Source organism: Rhodanobacter sp. UC4452_H20, assembly GCF_052978205.1.
The window spans coordinates 1,742,636-1,759,529 of record NZ_CM129662.1 but is presented as its reverse complement, the minus strand read 5'-3'; the positions used below and the strand labels follow the sequence as shown (position 1 = coordinate 1,759,529).

13 protein-coding genes and 4 tRNA genes are annotated in these 16,894 nt (G+C 65.7%); 14 read left to right on the top strand and 3 right to left on the bottom strand.

Annotated elements, in window-relative coordinates; translation table 11 throughout:
* Positions 1-39: 39 nt before the first annotated feature.
* The 3 genes from ACVCMC_RS08375 to ACVCMC_RS08365 all read right to left on the bottom strand — a co-directional run bounded on the left by ACVCMC_RS08375 (position 40) and on the right by ACVCMC_RS08365 (position 4,814).
* The gene (locus tag ACVCMC_RS08375) at positions 40-3,099 is read right to left on the bottom strand and encodes a TonB-dependent receptor domain-containing protein (RefSeq protein WP_447099336.1); all 3,060 of its coding nucleotides are present in this window, start codon (positions 3,097-3,099) and stop codon (positions 40-42) included.
* Between the two features lie 91 nt (positions 3,100-3,190).
* Positions 3,191-4,249, bottom strand: a complete 1,059-nt coding sequence (locus tag ACVCMC_RS08370; RefSeq protein WP_447099335.1) for a FecR family protein — start codon at positions 4,247-4,249, stop codon at positions 3,191-3,193.
* Complete coding sequence (locus ACVCMC_RS08365; RefSeq protein WP_395117244.1) at positions 4,239-4,814, bottom strand: RNA polymerase sigma factor; 576 nt, start codon at positions 4,812-4,814, stop codon at positions 4,239-4,241. Before ACVCMC_RS08365 ends, ACVCMC_RS08370 begins: the two co-directional genes overlap by 11 nt.
* A 132-nt stretch (positions 4,815-4,946) precedes the next feature.
* On the opposite strand from ACVCMC_RS08365, the gene ACVCMC_RS08360 reads away from it, so the two are divergent.
* From ACVCMC_RS08360 to rpoB, 14 genes are all read left to right on the top strand, one after another.
* Entirely contained in the window at positions 4,947-5,987 is a 1,041-nt protein-coding gene (locus ACVCMC_RS08360; protein WP_395117246.1) for a cyanophycinase, read from the top strand.
* Positions 5,988-6,093: 106 nt separating this feature from the next.
* Complete coding sequence (locus ACVCMC_RS08355; RefSeq protein WP_395117248.1) at positions 6,094-6,582, top strand: acyl-CoA thioesterase; 489 nt, start codon at positions 6,094-6,096, stop codon at positions 6,580-6,582.
* A gap of 93 nt (positions 6,583-6,675) precedes the next feature.
* Positions 6,676-6,761, top strand: a tRNA-Tyr gene (locus tag ACVCMC_RS08350).
* Positions 6,762-6,809: 48 nt separating this feature from the next.
* Positions 6,810-6,883, top strand: a tRNA-Gly gene (locus ACVCMC_RS08345).
* Positions 6,884-7,055: 172 nt separating this feature from the next.
* Positions 7,056-7,131 (top strand) — tRNA-Thr (locus tag ACVCMC_RS08340).
* A 78-nt stretch (positions 7,132-7,209) separates the two neighbouring features.
* Positions 7,210-8,400, top strand: a complete 1,191-nt coding sequence (tuf, locus tag ACVCMC_RS08335) for an elongation factor Tu (protein ID WP_395117250.1) — start codon at positions 7,210-7,212, stop codon at positions 8,398-8,400.
* A gap of 106 nt (positions 8,401-8,506) precedes the next feature.
* Positions 8,507-8,582 (top strand) — tRNA-Trp (locus ACVCMC_RS08330).
* Between the two features lie 81 nt (positions 8,583-8,663).
* Entirely contained in the window at positions 8,664-9,059 is a 396-nt protein-coding gene (secE, locus tag ACVCMC_RS08325) for a preprotein translocase subunit SecE (RefSeq protein ID WP_395117252.1), read from the top strand.
* Positions 9,060-9,066: 7 nt separating this feature from the next.
* The gene (nusG, locus tag ACVCMC_RS08320; RefSeq protein ID WP_136258106.1) at positions 9,067-9,627 is read left to right on the top strand and encodes a transcription termination/antitermination protein NusG; all 561 of its coding nucleotides are present in this window, start codon (positions 9,067-9,069) and stop codon (positions 9,625-9,627) included.
* 299 nt (positions 9,628-9,926) lie between these two features.
* Positions 9,927-10,355 carry a 50S ribosomal protein L11 gene (gene rplK / locus ACVCMC_RS08315; RefSeq protein ID WP_027491701.1) on the top strand — a complete coding sequence of 143 codons (429 nt, stop codon included), beginning with the start codon at positions 9,927-9,929 and terminating at the stop codon, positions 10,353-10,355.
* A gap of 3 nt (positions 10,356-10,358) precedes the next feature.
* The gene (rplA, locus tag ACVCMC_RS08310) at positions 10,359-11,066 is read left to right on the top strand and encodes a 50S ribosomal protein L1 (protein ID WP_395117254.1); all 708 of its coding nucleotides are present in this window, start codon (positions 10,359-10,361) and stop codon (positions 11,064-11,066) included.
* Between the two features lie 349 nt (positions 11,067-11,415).
* Entirely contained in the window at positions 11,416-11,949 is a 534-nt protein-coding gene (rplJ, locus tag ACVCMC_RS08305; RefSeq protein ID WP_136258108.1) for a 50S ribosomal protein L10, read from the top strand.
* Positions 11,950-12,000: 51 nt separating this feature from the next.
* The gene (rplL, locus tag ACVCMC_RS08300; RefSeq protein ID WP_136258109.1) at positions 12,001-12,372 is read left to right on the top strand and encodes a 50S ribosomal protein L7/L12; all 372 of its coding nucleotides are present in this window, start codon (positions 12,001-12,003) and stop codon (positions 12,370-12,372) included.
* Positions 12,373-12,628: 256 nt separating this feature from the next.
* Positions 12,629-16,792, top strand: coding sequence for a DNA-directed RNA polymerase subunit beta (gene rpoB, locus ACVCMC_RS08295; protein ID WP_395121355.1), 4,164 nt, complete (start codon positions 12,629-12,631; stop codon positions 16,790-16,792).
* Positions 16,793-16,894 lie beyond the last annotated feature (102 nt).

The window sequence follows — 16,894 nt, the reverse complement described above, 5'->3', positions numbered from 1 at the left end:
GGCGGGCAGTGCCCGCCCTACCTCGCCGCAAAGAGTCGCCTACAGCGCGCTGCCGCCGAACTTGTAGGTGAACTGCACGAAGTAGCTGCGGCCGGCAGCGTCGAACCATGAGATGTCGTAGTACGGATACGACGTATAGGTGGGGTCGCGCGGGGGCATCTTGTCGAACAGGTTGTCCACTGCCAGCGACAGCTGGGCGTGGTCGCTGAACTTGTACTGCAAGGTGGCGTTGTAGCGGTAAGTGGCGTGAACCCAGGCGGGATCGCCGGCCGAGGTGTCGACGACCTGATCGTACGACCACGAGTTTGGCAGGCGGCCCAGGCGGGTGCCGAACAAGGTGGCCGACCAGGCCTTGCGCTCCCACGAGATGCTGGCGCTGGTCTTTTCACGCGGGATGTCGAAGCCGCTGTTGACCGCCAGTTCATCCCGGGTCGGGTCACCGGGGTATTGCTGGAACAGGTGGTTGCGGGTCCAGGTGTAGTTGCCGGCGAAACGGAAGGTGCCGATCGCGGTTTCCAGCTTGTAGTGCGCGCTGGCGTCGATGCCGCTGGTGCGCTCGTTGGCGACGTTGATCGGGTTGACAAAGATGCCGTACAAGCGACCCGTACCAGCGGTGCGGGTGACGCGCGCCACCGCGTCGATGCAACTGGGCGAGTTCGGGTCGACCGGATTGCCGTTGACGTCCTTGCCGATGCGGCAATCGGCTTCCAGTTGCAGGATGCGGTCGGTGCTGAGGTCCTGCACCTGGTTCTGCATGCGGATGTTGAAATAGTCCACCGACAGATCCAGGTTCGGCGTCGGTGACCACACGAAGCCGCCGGTCCAGGAGGTGCTGGTCTCGGAGTTCAGGTCGCGGTTGCCCTGGCGCGTGCGGATCAGACCTTCGTCGGAATACGAGCAGTCGGTGATGTCCTCATCCGGCTCCTCGGTGCGGCAGCGGTAGTAGTCGTTGCCGGAGGTCTCGTCGTTGCCGATGCCGGCGTAGACGTAGTGCAGGTCCGGCGCACGGAACGCGGTGCCGTAGGAGCCGCGCAGCAGCAGGCTGTCGAGCGGGCGCCATTCCAGCCCGGTGCTGTAGGTCAGCTTGCCGGTCTTGTGGCCGGAGAAGCGGTACTGGTCGTAGCGGCCGGCCAGGCTGAGGTTGAGCGATTCCAGCAGCGGCAGGCGCAGCTCGCCGGCGGTAGCCCAGCGGTTGCGGCTGCCGTGGCCGTCGGAATCCTTCCAGCTGTAGTAGTAGTACTGGGTGGCCAGCGGGTCGGGGTTGAGGTCGTAGGCCTGGTTGCCGAACTCGACCACGCCGGCGAAACCCGCCGGCCCGGCGGGCAGGTTGAACAAGGCGGTGTTGGTCAGGGTGAACGCCAGCGTGTCGCTGCGCGATTCGGGGTGGTAGTTGGTGCGCGCGGTGATCGCGTCGTACTCGGCGCGGGTCAGCGGCGTGTACAGGCGGACGGGATCGGCGTCGAAGATCGGCAGGCCGCTGTCCGGGTCCACGCCCAGTTGCGGGCCGAGGTAGAGATCGTTGGCCTTCGCGGCGACGGTTTGCGGCCAGCTGATCAGCGCCTTGTACTGCGAGTGGCTGAGCGAGGCCTCGTAATCCCAGGCCTGGCCGAACGTGCCCTTGAAGCCGGTGGTGAGGCTGAAGGTCTTCTGCGTGTTCTCGATCATGCCGCGGCCGAGGCCGCCCATTTCCTCGGGCGTGAACTGGCGATACCAGTTCTCGATGCCGCCGCTGTGCGCGTTGTAGAAGTAGCCGTCCTCGTTGCCGTCGGGCGCCTGGTAGTTCCATTGCTCGACGTCGCGGAACAGCTCGACCTTGCTCCAGCCCAGCTGCATGTCGCCGAACCAGCTCAGGTTGTCGTTGATCTTGAAGTTGGCCGAGGTGTAGGTGTTGATGCCGCGGCGCTGGCTGAGGATGGTGCCGTAGCCGATCGACTCGGCGCTGCCACAGAAATTGCCGTAGCGCGGCCGGTTCGCATACACCGTGGTGCCGCCGTTGAGGTACGACAGCGCGTCGCAGGTGGCCTGGCCGGGGTCGATGTAGTCGTCGTTCCAGTCGCCGTTGAGGAAGGTGCGGCGCGGCACCTGCGAGCGCGCGGTGGGCGCGTCGGCGGTGGAGTCCTGGATCTTGCGGTCGTAGGCCCACAGCGGCTTCTGGTCGATCAGCTCGGCGCCGAACACCAGGTTGAAGTCACCCTGCGAGAAGCCGGTGGAGAAGTTCAGCTTGGTCGACGCGCCGCCGCCGCGGGTGGTGTCGCCGTAGCGCAGGTCGATGGTGGTGCCGTCGGCGTGGTCCTTCAGGATGAAGTTCACCACGCCGGAGATCGCATCCGAACCGTACACCGCCGAGGCGCTGCCGGTGAGCACCTCGATGCGGTCGATCATGCCGATCGGAATGTTGGAGATGTCGGTGAAGTTGCTGCGGCCCTTGAACGGCAGCGGAAAATCGGCGATGCGCCGGCCGTTGACCAGTACCAGGGTGTGGTTGGGGCCGAGCCCGCGCAAGTCGACTTCCTCGGCGCCCGGCGAAAAGTCGGCGCCGCTGGAGGATTGCTGGCTCTGCGTCTCGCCGCTGTTCTGGGTGATCGCGCGCATCACGTCGGGCACGCTGGCGAAGCCGGCGGCCTTGATCTCCTGCGCGGTGACCACGGTGACTGGCGCCGGGCCCTCGACCTGCACCCGCGGAATGCGCGAGCCGGTGACCTGCACTTCGTCCAGCCGTGTGGCCTGTTCCGGGTCCGGTTCGGCGGAGCCGCTGCCGGCAGGCGCGGGTGCGGTTGGCGGCGCGGTTCGGCGGGCCGCCTTGACGATCACTACCGCGCCGGACTCGTCGTGCTGCGTGGTGAAGCCGCTGCCGGCCAGCAACCGCCGCAGCGCCTCGTCCGTCGACAGCGTGCCGCGCACGCCGGCGGTGCGCAGTCCGCGCAGCTGGTCGGCCTGGTAGATGAACTGCGCGCCGGACTGGCGGGCCAGCGTATCCAGCGCGGTGACCAGGTCACCGGCCGGGATGTCGACCGGCCGCGTCGCCGGGGCCTGTGCGGCGGCGAGGGCCGGTGCCGAGCAAGCAAGGATCAACAGCGCGCCGCGTAGCGAACGAGTCATGTGCAGTTCTCCCCGGGCAGGCGCGCACGATGCGCACCGCGTAGATGCCATGACGAGCGGACGCGGAAAATCCCCCCAGGCACCGCTCCGCTCAGCGCGGACTCAACACGATAGTGTTCCCGCGCGCGGCGGCCTTGACCGGGAAGCCGCGCGTCAGCAGCCGCACGAAGGCGTCGGTGTTGGACCAGCGGAAGTTGCCGCCCACGCGCATGGCGCCGACCCGTACATCGTCGATCACGATCTTGCGCTGGTTGTAGCGGTTGAACTCGGCCACGGCGGTGGCCAGCGGGGTGTCGTGGAAGCTGACGAAACCGTTGCGCCAGCTCAGGTATTCCTGCGCCTGCTGCACGGTTCCCGAATGCACGACCACGCCGCCGTCGCTGGCGATGGCCACGCTGCCGGCCGGCAACAGGGTGGTGGCCTGGTGCGGGCCGTCGGGACGACCGTCGGATTCCAGCCGCACCAGGCCCTGGGTGACCACCACGCGCAGATCCGCCACGTCACGGCGCACCGCGAAGCGTGTGCCGACGGCGATCACCCGGCGCGCGTCGGCGCTGACCACGAACGGTCGTGCGCGATCCTTGGCCACGCTGAAGAACGCCTCGCCTTGCTCGAGATCGACGTGGCGTTCGCGGCGCGACCAGGTCAGCCGGATGCGGCTGTCGCTGCTGAGCGTGGCCACCGAGCCGTCCGCCAGTTGCACCTCGCGCAGCTCGCCGACGGCGGTTCGATAGGACGCCTGCTCCACCGCGCCGTACCCATGCCAGGCCAGCGCCAGCGTCACGACCGCCAGCAGCGAAGCGGCGACCGCCAGCAGCCGGGCGTGCGGCCAGGATCGGCGTCGCGTGGCTGCCCGCCAGCCGCGCGGAGTCGCGGCAGGGTGCGGTTGCGCCAGCGCAGGTGCACCGGTGTGCGGCGTCGCCCAACTGCCACGCGGCGGCACGCCGCCGGCGCGCCAGCCGGCACCCAGCGCCTGCAGCCGGCCGCTTTGCTGCCACGCCGCGTCGAGCCGCACGTAGGCCACCCGGTGCGCGGTTGACGCATCCAGCCACGCGTCCAGCCGGCGCTGGTCGCGCTCGTTCCAGTGCTCGCCGTCGCGTCGGGCCAGCCAGCTCGCGGCGATGTGTTCGATCTCCCTGCTACTGGTCATGACCAAGCTCGATGGCGGTTTCCTGTTCGCCTGCACGGGTGTGGCGATGGGCGTGGCGATCGCCGTGCACATACTGAGCGATCAGCCGCGCGCCCTTGGCGATCTGCTTCTCCACGGTCTTCTCGCTGATGCCCATGCGGGCGGCGACCTGTTTCTGCGACAACTGCTCGACGCGGCGCAGCCAGACCACCTCGCGGCAGCGGTCGGGCAGGCGGTCGAACGCGTCGGCGAGGCGTTTCAACTCCTGGTGTGCGTCCAGCCGGCGGTCCGGCGTGACCTCGTCCACCGAGACGTTCAACGCGTCGATATCACCCACGGCCTCGATCGAGACCACCCGTTCGCGGCGCAGGCGGTCGGTCATCAGGTGGCGCGCCGTGGTGAACATGAACGACTTGGGTTGGGTCGGGCGCGACCGTGCCGCGGCTTCGTAGACGCGAACGTAGATCTCCTGGCGCAGGTCGTGGACCTCCTCGCGACGGAACCAGCTGCGCCGCAGATAGCGCATCAGGGCGCCCTCGTGGACGAGGATTTCGCGGGCAAACCAGCTGTTGAGGGAATTGTCCACGTGGCGACCTTAGCGCCAATCCGGGGCGGCTGGACAGCGGGGCGAACGTGGGGGATATCCGCGGGCCGCTCGTCCCGGACGATAACCACGGACGGGCATGCGCCCGCTCTGTCATGGCCCGGGGAAGTGCCGATGAAAACGTTCCGACCAACTTTCCGCTGGCTGTGGCTGGCGTGCTGCCTGCTGTTGGCGGGCTTCGGGCCCGGCAGCGTGGCCAAGCCGTCGGGTGCAGGCTACGACTATTACCGGATCGGCAAGCTCGACGCCGCGCGCCCCGGAACCACCGAGCCGGCGCTGCTGCTGATGGGCGGTGGTGACTGGCCGCCGGCGGCGTTCGCATGGTTCGCCGCCAGGGGCGGGCACGGGCATTTCGTGGTCCTGCGCGCCTCCGGTGCCGATGAATTGCAGAAGGAGCTGTACGAAGACATCGGCGGCGTGGCCTCGGTGCAGACCCTGGTGTTCCACGACCGCGCGGCGGCCAGCGATCCGCGCGTGCTGGAGATCGTGCGTTCGGCCGACGGCATCTTCATCGCCGGCGGCGACCAGGCCAACTATGTGCGGTTCTGGAAAGGCACGCCGTTGAACGCCTTGCTGGAACGCCATGTGGCGCAGGGCAAGCCGCTGGGCGGCACCAGTGCCGGCCTGGCGATCCTCGGCCGCTTTGCCTATGGCGCGCTGGACGGCGGCAGCATCACCTCGGATGAAGCGCTGGCCGATCCGCTGGGCAAGGCGGTGACCGTGGTCGAAGGTTTCCTGCATCTGCCGTACCTGCGGCACGTCATCACCGACACCCACTTCCATGCGCGCAAGCGGCTGGGCCGGTTGGTTGCGTTCATCGCCCGGTTGCGCCACGAGGGGCATGCCGACGTGATCGGCCTGGGCGTGGATGAGGATGCCGCGTTGTGCGTGGAGGCCGATGGACAAGGGCATCTGGTCACCCTGAACGACGGTTTCGCCTGGCTGGTGCGCCCCGCGGGTCCGCCGGCGCGGGTCGTTGCCGGCCAGCCGCTGGACTATCGGGGCATTCGCGTGACCGGCATCGGCCCGCACAGTCGGATCGACCTGCGCGATCTGAGCGTGCAACGCCCGGCGTTCGAGGTCACCGCTGACGTGCGCGACGGCAAGCTTGAGTTGCACGGCGATGCCGTGCCGGCCGCGACGCCGGCACGTTAGCTGGCTTCGGCGCGCGCATGGCGACGCCGGTTGCCGGCGTAGCGATCGTGGTGAGTGGGTGAAGCGGGCATAATCGCCCTTCCGATCTTGCTTTCGCGGACCCGCCATGCCCGGAAAACAGCAGGAAGTCAGTTTCCGTTTTCTCGCCCAGCCCACCGACGTCAACTTCGGCGGCAAGGTGCACGGCGGCATGGCGATGAAGTGGATCGACCAGGCCGGTTATGCCTGCGCGGTTGCCTGGAGTGGAGCGTATTGCGTCACGGCCTCGGTCAGCGGCATCCAGTTCGTGGCGCCGATCCTGATCGGCGACCTCGTCACGGTGAGGGCGCGCCTGATCCATACGGGCCGCAGCAGCATGCATCTGGCCGTCGACGTGATGGCCAGCGACTTGCGCAAGGGCGACCAGCGCCTGGCGACCAGCTGCGTGATGGTGTTTGTGGCGCTGGACGGCGCCGATGGCAAGCCCACCCCGGTGCCATGCTGGGAGCCGCGCAACGAGGCCGACCGGCGCCTGCAGGCCAAGGCCCGGCAACTGCTCGAGTTGTCCCGGGGGATGGAGCAGTTGGTCGATCCGCAAGACCTTGCCGACACCTGACGGGCACGGCCGGATGGCGCGCCGACATGCGATATGCGTGCCATGAGGTGTTGACAGTTCCCGGCACGATCCACACAATACGCGTTCTTTGTTGGAGGGATACCCAAGCGGCCAACGGGGGCAGACTGTAAATCTGCTGGCTTACGCCTTCGGTGGTTCGAATCCACCTCCCTCCACCAGCAACAAGCGACGCGAAAGCGGCGCGCAAGACACGATTTCCGCGCAGGGCGGGAGTAGTTCAATGGTAGAACCTCAGCCTTCCAAGCTGATGATGCGGGTTCGATCCCCGTCTCCCGCTCCATTGCACTGCAAGTGTCAGAAGCTGTTGATCGACGCGATCGCGGCATAAGTTTCGAATCATCCGGCAGGACGCCGGTCTGTTCTTCGTCATCATGGAGGATGGCTGAAGTTATGAAGAGTCCGACAGGATGTCGGTCTTGTCTTTGCCGTCATGGAGGACGGCTGAAATACACGCTCATGTAGCTCAGTCGGTAGAGCACTTCCTTGGTAAGGAAGAGGTCACAGGTTCGATTCCTGTCATGAGCACCAGCTTCCGGCCTTCACGGCCAGCCCGTAAACGGGCTGTTCTTTTCTACAATTGATTGACTCCATCGGGGTTTAGCGCGCATGGCAAAGGGTAAATTCGAACGCACCAAGCCGCACGTCAACGTCGGCACGATTGGTCACGTGGATCACGGCAAGACGACGCTGACGGCGGCGCTGACGAAGGTCGGTGCCGAGCGTTTCGGTGGAGAATTCAAGGACTACAGCGCGATCGACGCGGCGCCGGAAGAGAAGGCGCGCGGCATCACGATCTCGACCGCGCACGTGGAATACGAGTCACCGACCCGTCACTACGCGCACGTCGACTGCCCCGGCCACGCGGACTACGTGAAGAACATGATCACCGGTGCGGCGCAGATGGACGGCGCGATCCTGGTGTGCTCGGCCGCGGACGGCCCGATGCCGCAGACGCGCGAGCACATCCTGCTGTCGCGCCAGGTCGGCGTGCCGTACATCGTGGTGTTCCTGAACAAGGCGGACATGGTCGATGACGCCGAGCTGCTCGAACTGGTCGAGATGGAAGTGCGCGAGCTGCTGAGCAAGTACGACTTCCCGGGCGACGACACCCCGATCATCCATGGTTCGGCGCTGAAGGCGCTGGAAGGCGACCAGAGCGAAATCGGCGTGCCGGCGATCATCAAGCTGGTGGACGCGCTGGACAGCTACATCCCCGAGCCGGTGCGCACGATCGACAAGCCGTTCCTGATGCCGGTGGAAGACGTGTTCTCGATCTCCGGCCGCGGCACCGTGGTGACCGGTCGTATCGAGCGCGGCGTGATCAAGGTGGGCGACGAAATCGAAGTGGTCGGCATCCGCGACACGCAGAAGACCACGGTCACCGGCGTGGAGATGTTCCGCAAGCTGCTGGACCAGGGCCAGGCGGGCGACAATGCCGGCCTGCTGCTGCGCGGCCTGAAGCGCGACGACGTGGAGCGTGGCCAGGTGCTGGCCAAGCCGGGCACGATCACCCCGCACACGGATTTCGAGGCCGAAGTGTATGTGCTGTCGAAGGACGAGGGTGGCCGTCACACGCCGTTCTTCAAGGGCTACCGCCCGCAGTTCTACTTCCGCACGACCGACGTGACCGGTGCCGTGACCCTGCCGGAAGGCGTGGAAATGGTGATGCCGGGCGACAACGTGAAGATGGTGGTGAGCCTGATCCACCCGATCGCGATGGACGAAGGCCTGCGTTTCGCCATCCGCGAAGGCGGCCGCACCGTCGGCGCCGGCGTGGTGGCCAAGGTCATCAAGTAAAATACATCGGGAGTAGGGAATCGGGAATCGGGAATCGCTGGAGCGAAGCACGACACGCTCCGGATCGTTTACCATTCCCGATTCTCTATTCCCTGTTCCCGTTTTTACGCCAGTAGCTCAATTGGCAGAGCAGCGGTCTCCAAAACCGCAGGTTGGGGGTTCAAGTCCCTCCTGGCGTGCCACTTTTCCCGAGGATTCGGACGGGTGACGATGGCAGGGTCGACCGCAAGGCTCGGCGTGCTGCCGCCACTCGACAAGCGCACATGATTACCAAGGCAGAACAGCCCAAGGGCACCAACGCTGGCGACATCGGCAAGCTGATACTGGCGGGGCTGGTGCTGGCAGCGGGCATCTTTGCCTATTCCTGGTTCGGTCGTGACGGCAGCGTCCCCGTGTCGATGCGCCTGCTGGGCGTGCTCGCCGCGCTGGTGATCGCCGTGGCGATCGCCGCGTTCACCGGGCTGGGGCGGCGGGTCAGGAATTTCCTGGCCGAATCGCAGTTCGAGATGCGCAAGGTGGTCTGGCCCACGCGCGACGAGACGATCAAGACGACCGGCGTCATCCTGCTGGTAGTGATCGTCCTGTCGCTGCTGCTGGGGTTGATCGACCTGATCCTGAAGTCGGTCATCCTCGACTGGCTGTTGAAGCTGGGTGGTTGAGATGAGCATGAGCAAGCGCTGGTACGTGGTGCACGCCTATTCGGGCTTCGAGAACCAGGTCAAGCGTTCTCTCGAGGAGCGCATCAAGCGCGCCGGGATGGAAGAGAAGTTCGGCGAAGTGCTGGTGCCGACCGAGGAAGTCATCGAGATGCGCGGCGGGCAGAAGCGCCGCAGCGATCGCAAGTTCTTCCCCGGCTACGTGCTGGTGCAGATCGAGTGCAGCACCGAGGGCAAGGCGCCGCGCATCGACGACGAGTGCTGGCACCTGATCAAGGAAACCCCCAAGGTCATGGGGTTCATCGGCGGCACCGCCGATCGCCCGTTGCCGATCAAGGACAGCGAAGCCGACGCCATTCTCAGTCGCGTGCGCGAGGGCGTCGAGAAGCCCAAGCCGAAGGTGCTGTTCGAGCCGGGCGAGATGGTGCGCGTCACCGAGGGCCCGTTCAACGATTTCAACGGCGTGGTCGAGGAAGTCAACTACGAGAAGAGCCGCCTGCGCGTGGCCGTGTTGATCTTCGGGCGTTCGACCCCGGTGGAACTGGAGTTCGGTCAGGTCGAAAAGGCCTGAGTCCAGAGAAAAGATTGCCCGGAGCGCACTCGCTCGGCATCTTCGTCTTTTCCTCCGCTGGCGGGGGAGGGTAGCGCCGGTCAGGCCGACACTCTCCGCTTCCGATTTCGGTCTTGGTGCCGCAACTGGCACGGGGCTTGCTGATGATCCGGTAAATCTCTATACTGCGCGGTTCACGCGGGGTCTTTTTGGCCCGGCGTGTCCGCGTTTCGGATCTGCACGAGGCAGGTCTTCCTTCCATCCACGGAGCGGTGAACAGCGAGGAGCCGCAAGGCGCCTGGACTCGCGAGGAAAATCCCATGGCAAAGAAAGTTGTCGGTTACATCAAGCTGCAGGTCAAGGCCGGTCAGGCCAACCCCTCGCCGCCGGTCGGTCCCGCCCTCGGTCAGCGCGGCCTGAACATCATGGAGTTCTGCAAGGCGTTCAATGCCGCCACGCAGAAGCTGGAGCCGGGTCTGCCGATCCCGACCATCATCACGGCCTATTCCGACCGCAGCTTCACCTTCATCACCAAGACCCCGCCCGCCACCATCCTTCTGAAGAAGGCCACCGGCGTCGCCAAGGGTTCGCAGAAGCCGAACACCGACAAGGTCGGCAAGGTCACCCGCAAGCAGCTGGAAGACATTGCCAAGCAGAAGGAGCCGGATCTGACGGCTGCCGATCTCGACGCCGCGGTGCGCACCATTGCCGGTAGCGCCCGCAGCATGGGCCTTGTGGTGGAGGGTTAAGACATGGCAAAGCTCACGAAGCGCATGAAAGCCGCGCAGGCCGCGGTGCAGCCGGGCAAGTTCTACGGCCTGGAAGAGGCCCTGAAGATCGTCAAGGACAACGCCAAGGCGAAGTTCGCCGAGTCGGTGGACGTGGCGGTGCGCCTGGGTATCGACGCAAAGAAGTCGGACCAGGGCGTGCGTGGCTCCTCGCTGCTGCCGCATGGCACCGGCAAGACCGTCAAGGTCGCCGTGTTCTGCCCGCCTGGCGAGAAGGCCGAGGCGGCCAAGGCCGCCGGTGCCGACGCGGTCGGCATGGACGACCTGGCCGAGCGCATGCAGGGCGGTGATCTCGACTTCGGTCGCGTGATCGCCACGCCGGACGCGATGCGCGTGGTCGGCAAGCTCGGCCAGTTGCTCGGCCCGCGCGGCCTGATGCCGAACCCGAAGGACGGCTCGGTCACCGCCGACGTCGCCACCGCGGTGAAGAACGCCAAGGCCGGCCAGGTGAAGTTCCGCAACGACAAGGCTGGCATCGTCCACGCCACCATCGGCAAGGCCAGCTTCGAGGCCGCCCAGCTGGCGGACAACCTCAACGCGCTGATCGCCGATGTGATCAAGGCCAAGCCGTCGACGGCCAAGGGCGTGTTCCTGCAGAAAGTGGCGTTGTCCAGCACGATGGGCGTCGGCGTTGCCGTCGATACCTCGTCGCTGACGATCGCCGCCAAGTAATCAAGCCCCGCGTCGACCTCGAAGTCGACGCGGGCAGTTTTTGAGGGCAGTCCCGGCCCGTTCGCGAAGCCGGGATCGCTGTCAAAGACCGCAGGCGCAACCAACGCGCGACGACGACGGGCAGGGAGCTCGAACCTGGCAGGGAATCGCCGCGTCGCCAACGGGGTTGCTTAATCGGAGTCGCCACGATCCGGCCTGCGCAGATGGTGCTGCCCCTACTGGAACGGTTCGTTGTTCAGTTCTGGAAAGGCCAACACCCGGGGCACGAGGTGTCCCCGGCGCCAGGGACGGCGTCGCCCAGGACCGCAAGCGGCAGGAGCCGCGAGCGGAGTTCATTTGGAGGAGTGCAATGGCTCTCAATCTGTCTCAGAAGCAAGAAGTAGTCGCAGAGCTGGCTGAAGTTGCCGCGAAGGCTCACTCCCTGGTCGCTGCCGAGTATGCGGGCACCACGGTCGCTCAGATGACCGCGATGCGCAAGAAGGCCCGCGAATCCGGTGTGTACTTGCGAGTCGTCAAGAACACGCTGGCGTCGCGCGCCGTGGCCGGTACCGAGTTCGAGGTCGTCAAGGACGCCCTGGTCGGTCCGCTGCTGTACGCATTCTCGACGGAAGAACCCGGCGCTGCCGGGCGTCTGATCAAGGAGTTCGCCAAGGACAACGACAAGCTGCAGGCGAAGCTCGTCTCGGTCGAAGGCAAGCTGCTGCCGGCCTCGCACGTCGACGTGCTGGCCTCGCTGCCGACCCGCGAACAGGCGCTGGCCATGCTGGCCCGCGTGCTGGCCGAGCCGGCCACGATGTTCGCCCGCGTCGTCAAGGCGGTGGCCGACCAGCAGGGTGGTGGCGAAGTCGCCGCCGAAGCCCCGGCTGAAGCCGAACCGGCCTGATCGATCTGCGTCTCATCAAACCGAACCGAAATATATCCAGAGGTAAATGCAATGTCCCTGACCAACGAACAGATCGTTGAAGCCGTCGCCGCCAAGTCGCTGATGGAAGTGATGGACCTGGTGAAGGCGATCGAAGAGAAGTTTGGCGTGACCGCCGCCGCCCCGGTGATGGTCGCTGCCGGCCCGGCTGCTGCCGGCCCGGCTGCCGAAGCGCAGACCGAGTTCGACGTGATCCTGAAGAGCGCCGGTGCCAAGAAGGTCGACGTGATCAAGGCTGTCCGCGCGATCACCGGCCTGGGCCTGAAGGAAGCCAAGGACCTCACCGAGGCCGGCGGCGTCCTGAAGGAAGCCGTGTCGAAGGAAGACGCCGACAAGTTCAAGAAGGATCTGGAAGCTGCCGGCGCCACCGTCGAATTGAAGTAATCGGCGTTTGTACGCCGCTGCTTCGACTTGATGTCAAGCGAGCCTGGGAGCGAAAGCTCCCGGGCTTTGCCCGTTTGAACGGGAATGGGGAATGGAGAATGGCGAATCGTCAGTAACGGCCTTCGGGCCTTGACCGATTCCCCATTCTCGATTCCCGAATCCCCGGCCCGGATGGCGTTGGCCGTCCGGCAAAGACAAATCATCCCTTCAGCCGGTGTGTGCACCGCCGGCGTCACTGCGAACCGAGGCGCTACCGATCATGGCCTACTCGTTTACCGAGAAGAAACGCATCCGCAAAGACTTTGGCAAGCGTCCGCCCGTACTGGGCGTGCCCAACCTGCTGACCATCCAGACCGATTCCTACCGTGAGTTCCTGCAGGAGCACGTCGCGCCGAAGCAACGCGGCGAGAAGGGTTTGCATGCCGCGTTGAAGTCGGTGTTCCCGATCTCCAGCTATTCGGGCAATGCCGCACTCGAGTATGTCGACTACCGCCTCGGCGAGCCGGCGTTCGACGAGCGCGAATGCCGCAACCGCGGCATGACCTTCGGCGCGCCGCTGCGCACCACCGTGCGTCTGGTCATCTACGACAAGGACAGCCCGGCCTCCAAGAAGGTGGTCAAGTACATCAAGGAGCAGGAGGTCTACATGGGCGAGATTCCGCTCATGACCGACACCGGCACCTTCATCATCAACGGCACCGAGCGCGTGATCGTCTCGCAGCTGCATCGTTCGCCGGGCGTGTTCTTCGACCACGACCGCGGCAAGACGCACAGCTCGGGCAAGCTGCTGTTCTCGGCTCGCGTGATCCCCTACCGCGGCTCATGGCTGGACTTCGAGTTCGACCCGAAGGACGCGCTGTTCACCCGCATCGATCGTCGCCGCAAGTTGCCGGTGACGGTGCTGCTGCGTGCGCTCGGCTACAACAACGAAGAGATGCTGGGCATCTTCTTCGAGCACAACGTGTTCCACCTGGGCAAGAAGGGCGGCACCACGCTGGAGCTGGTTGCCGAGCGCCTTCGCGGCGAGACGCTGAGCTTCGACCTGGCCATCGGCGGCAAGGTGCTGGTGGAAGCCGGCAAGCGCATCACCGCGCGCCACGTGCGCCAGCTGGCGGCCGAGAACATCACCGCGCTGGAAGTACCGGATGACTATCCGGTCGGCCGCATCGTGGCGAAGGACATCGTCGACAGCAAGACCGGCGAGCTGCTGGCCTCGGCGAACGACGAGATCACCGCCGAGCAGTTGGAGAACTTCCGCAAGGCCGGCATCGAGATCGTGCCGACGTTGTACGTCAACGACCTGGACCGCGGCGCCTACATCTCGCACACCCTGCGCATCGACAACACCACGACGCCGCTGGAGGCGCTGGTGGAGATCTACCGCATGATGCGTCCGGGCGAGCCGCCGACCAAGGACGCCGCGCAGAACCTGTTCTTCAACCTGTTCTTCACCTTCGACCGTTACGACCTGTCGAGCGTGGGCCGGATGAAGTTCAACCGCCGCGTGGGCCGCAAGGAAATCCTCGGCCCGGGCGTGCTGTACGACTACAAGTACTTCAGCGAGCGCAAGGAAGAGGAGTCGCAGCGACTGGTCGCCGAGCAGGGCGAGAGCTCCGACATCCTCGACGTGCTGAAGGTGCTGATCGACATCAAGAACGGCCACGGCACCGTGGACGACATCGACCACCTGGGCAACCGCCGCGTGCGTTCGGTGGGCGAAATGGCGGAGAACACCTTCCGCATCGGCCTGGTGCGCGTGGAGCGTGCGGTTCGCGAACGCCTCAGCCTGGCCGAAGCCGATGGCCTGACCCCGCAGGACCTGATCAATGCCAAGCCGGTCGCGGCGGCGGTGAAGGAGTTCTTCGGTTCCTCGCAGCTGTCGCAGTTCATGGACCAGAACAACCCGCTGTCGGAAGTCACCCACAAGCGCCGCGTCTCCGCGCTCGGGCCGGGTGGCCTTACCCGCGAACGCGCTGGCTTCGAGGTGCGCGACGTGCATCCGACCCATTACGGCCGCGTCTGCACCATCGAAACGCCGGAAGGCCCGAACATCGGCCTGATCAACTCGCTGGCCGTTTACGCGCGCACCAACGCCTACGGCTTCCTCGAGACGCCGTACCGCAAGGTGGCCGGCGGCAAGGTCACCGACACGGTCGATTACCTGTCGGCGATCGAGGAGGGCGACCACGTGATCGCGCAGGCGAACTCGCCGCTGGACAAGCATGGCGCCTTCATCGAGGACTTCGTGTCCTGCCGCTTCCGCGGTGAATCCGAGCTGCGCCCGGCGTCCGAAGTGGACTACATGGACGTCTCGCCGATGCAGACCGTGTCGGTCGCCGCGGCGCTGGTGCCGTTCCTGGAGCACGACGACGCGAACCGCGCACTGATGGGCGCGAACATGCAGCGTCAGGCGGTACCGACCCTGCGTTCGCAGACCCCGCTGGTCGGCACCGGCGTCGAGCGCGCCGTGGCGCGCGACTCCGGCGTCATCGTCTCGGCCAAGCGCGGCGGCGTGATCGACCAGGTCGACGCGGCGCGCATCGTGGTGCGCGTGAACGAGGACGAGGTGGGCGACAACGACGCCGGCGTCGACATCTACACGCTGACCAAGTACACCCGCTCCAACCAGAACACCAACCTCAACCAGCGTCCGCTGGTCAACGTCGGTGACGTGGTGGCAAAGGGCGACACGCTGGCCGACGGCTCGTCGACCGACCTGGGCGAGCTCGCGCTCGGCCAGAACATGCTGATCGCGTTCATGCCGTGGAACGGCTACAACTTCGAAGACTCGATCCTGCTCTCCGAGCGTGTCGTGCAGGAAGACCGCTACACCTCGATCCACATCGAGGAGCTGTCCTGCATCGCGCGCGACACCAAGCTGGGCGCCGAGGAAATCACCGCCGACATCCCGAACGTGGGCGAGCAGGCGCTGGCGCGCCTGGACGAGTCGGGCATCGTCTACATCGGTGCCGAGGTGAAGGCCGGCGACATCATGGTCGGCAAGGTCACGCCGAAAGGCGAGAGCCAGCTGACCCCGGAAGAGAAGCTGCTGCGCGCGATCTTCGGCGAGAAGGCATCCGACGTGAAGGACAGCTCGCTGCGCGTGCCGCCGGGCATGGACGGCACCGTCATTGACGTGCAGGTGTTCACCCGTGACGGCATCGAGAAGGACAAGCGCGCCAAGCAGATCGAGGAAACCGAGGTCAAGCGGGTGCGCAAGGATCTGGACGACCAGTTCCGCATCCTGGAAGGCGCGATCTACAGCCGCATGCGCACCCAGCTGGTCGGCAAGACCGCACAGAGCGGTCCGGGCGGCCTCAAGCGCGGCACCGAGATCACCGACGCCTACCTCGACGGCCTGAAGAAGGACGACTGGTTCAAGATCAACGTCAAGGACGAGGACGTCACCGAGTTCCTCGAGCGTGCCGCCGACCAGATCAAGCGCCACAAGGAAGAGTTCGACAAGCGCTTCAAGGAGAAGCAGGGCAAGATCACCCAGGGCGACGACCTCGCGCCGGGCGTGCTGAAGATGGTCAAGGTGTTCCTGGCCGTGAAGCGCCGCATCCAGCCGGGCGACAAGATGGCCGGCCGCCACGGCAACAAGGGCGTGGTTTCCAACGTGGTGCCAGTCGAGGACATGCCGTACATGGCCAACGGCGAGGCGGTGGATATCTGCCTCAACCCGCTGGGCGTGCCTTCGCGCATGAACATCGGCCAGATTCTGGAAGTGCATCTGGGCTGGGCCGCCAAGGGCCTGGGCAAGAAGATCCAGAAGATGCTCGAGGCGCAGGAGAAGGTGGTCGAGATCCGCAAGTTCCTCGACCAGATCTACAACACCCACGTCGCCGGCGCGGTGCAGCACGTCGACCTGAAGTCGCTCACCGACAAGGAGATCCTGGCGCTCGCCACCAACCTGCAGGAAGGCGTGCCGATGGCGACGCCGGTGTTCGACGGCGCCGAGGAGACCGAGATCAAGGCGATGCTGAAGCTGGCGGATCTGCCCGAGTCGGGCCAGACCACGCTGTACGACGGTCGCACCGGCGAGGCGTTCGATCGCCCGGTCACCGTGGGCTACATGCATTACCTGAAGCTCAACCACCTGGTTGACGACAAGATGCACGCACGCTCCACCGGCCCGTACTCGCTGGTCACCCAGCAGCCGCTGGGCGGCAAGGCGCAGTTCGGCGGCCAGCGCTTCGGCGAAATGGAAGTCTGGGCGCTGGAAGCCTACGGCGCGGCCTACACCCTGCAGGAAATGCTGACGGTGAAGTCCGATGACGTGCAGGGCCGCAACCAGATGTACAAGAACATCGTCGACGGCAACCACGAGATGTCGGCAGGCATGCCGGAGTCCTTCAATGTGCTGGTGAAGGAAATCCGCTCGCTCGCCATCAACATCGACCTGGAAGAGGTCAAGTGATCGACGGGGTTCGGGATACGGGATTACCAGACATTCGTCTGTTAAAAGCCGGGATTTGCAAAAGCAAACCCGGTCCCGGCCCCGGATCCGGCGAACCTGATC

What these genes read in the sequence shown, in the direction of transcription:
- secE (WP_395117252.1), top strand. Translation starts at nt 8,664, where the DNA reads ATGATTACCAAGGCAGAACAGCCCAAGGGCACCAACGCTGGCGACATC.
- ACVCMC_RS08370 (WP_447099335.1), bottom strand. Translation starts at nt 4,249, where the DNA reads ATGACCAGTAGCAGGGAGATCGAACACATCGCCGCGAGCTGGCTGGCC.
- ACVCMC_RS08375 (WP_447099336.1), bottom strand. Translation starts at nt 3,099, where the DNA reads ATGACTCGTTCGCTACGCGGCGCGCTGTTGATCCTTGCTTGCTCGGCA.
- rplK (WP_027491701.1), top strand. Translation starts at nt 9,927, where the DNA reads ATGGCAAAGAAAGTTGTCGGTTACATCAAGCTGCAGGTCAAGGCCGGT.
- rplJ (WP_136258108.1), top strand. Translation starts at nt 11,416, where the DNA reads ATGGCTCTCAATCTGTCTCAGAAGCAAGAAGTAGTCGCAGAGCTGGCT.
- tuf (WP_395117250.1), top strand. Translation starts at nt 7,210, where the DNA reads ATGGCAAAGGGTAAATTCGAACGCACCAAGCCGCACGTCAACGTCGGC.
- ACVCMC_RS08355 (WP_395117248.1), top strand. Translation starts at nt 6,094, where the DNA reads ATGCCCGGAAAACAGCAGGAAGTCAGTTTCCGTTTTCTCGCCCAGCCC.
- nusG (WP_136258106.1), top strand. Translation starts at nt 9,067, where the DNA reads ATGAGCAAGCGCTGGTACGTGGTGCACGCCTATTCGGGCTTCGAGAAC.
- ACVCMC_RS08360 (WP_395117246.1), top strand. Translation starts at nt 4,947, where the DNA reads ATGAAAACGTTCCGACCAACTTTCCGCTGGCTGTGGCTGGCGTGCTGC.
- rplL (WP_136258109.1), top strand. Translation starts at nt 12,001, where the DNA reads ATGTCCCTGACCAACGAACAGATCGTTGAAGCCGTCGCCGCCAAGTCG.
- rplA (WP_395117254.1), top strand. Translation starts at nt 10,359, where the DNA reads ATGGCAAAGCTCACGAAGCGCATGAAAGCCGCGCAGGCCGCGGTGCAG.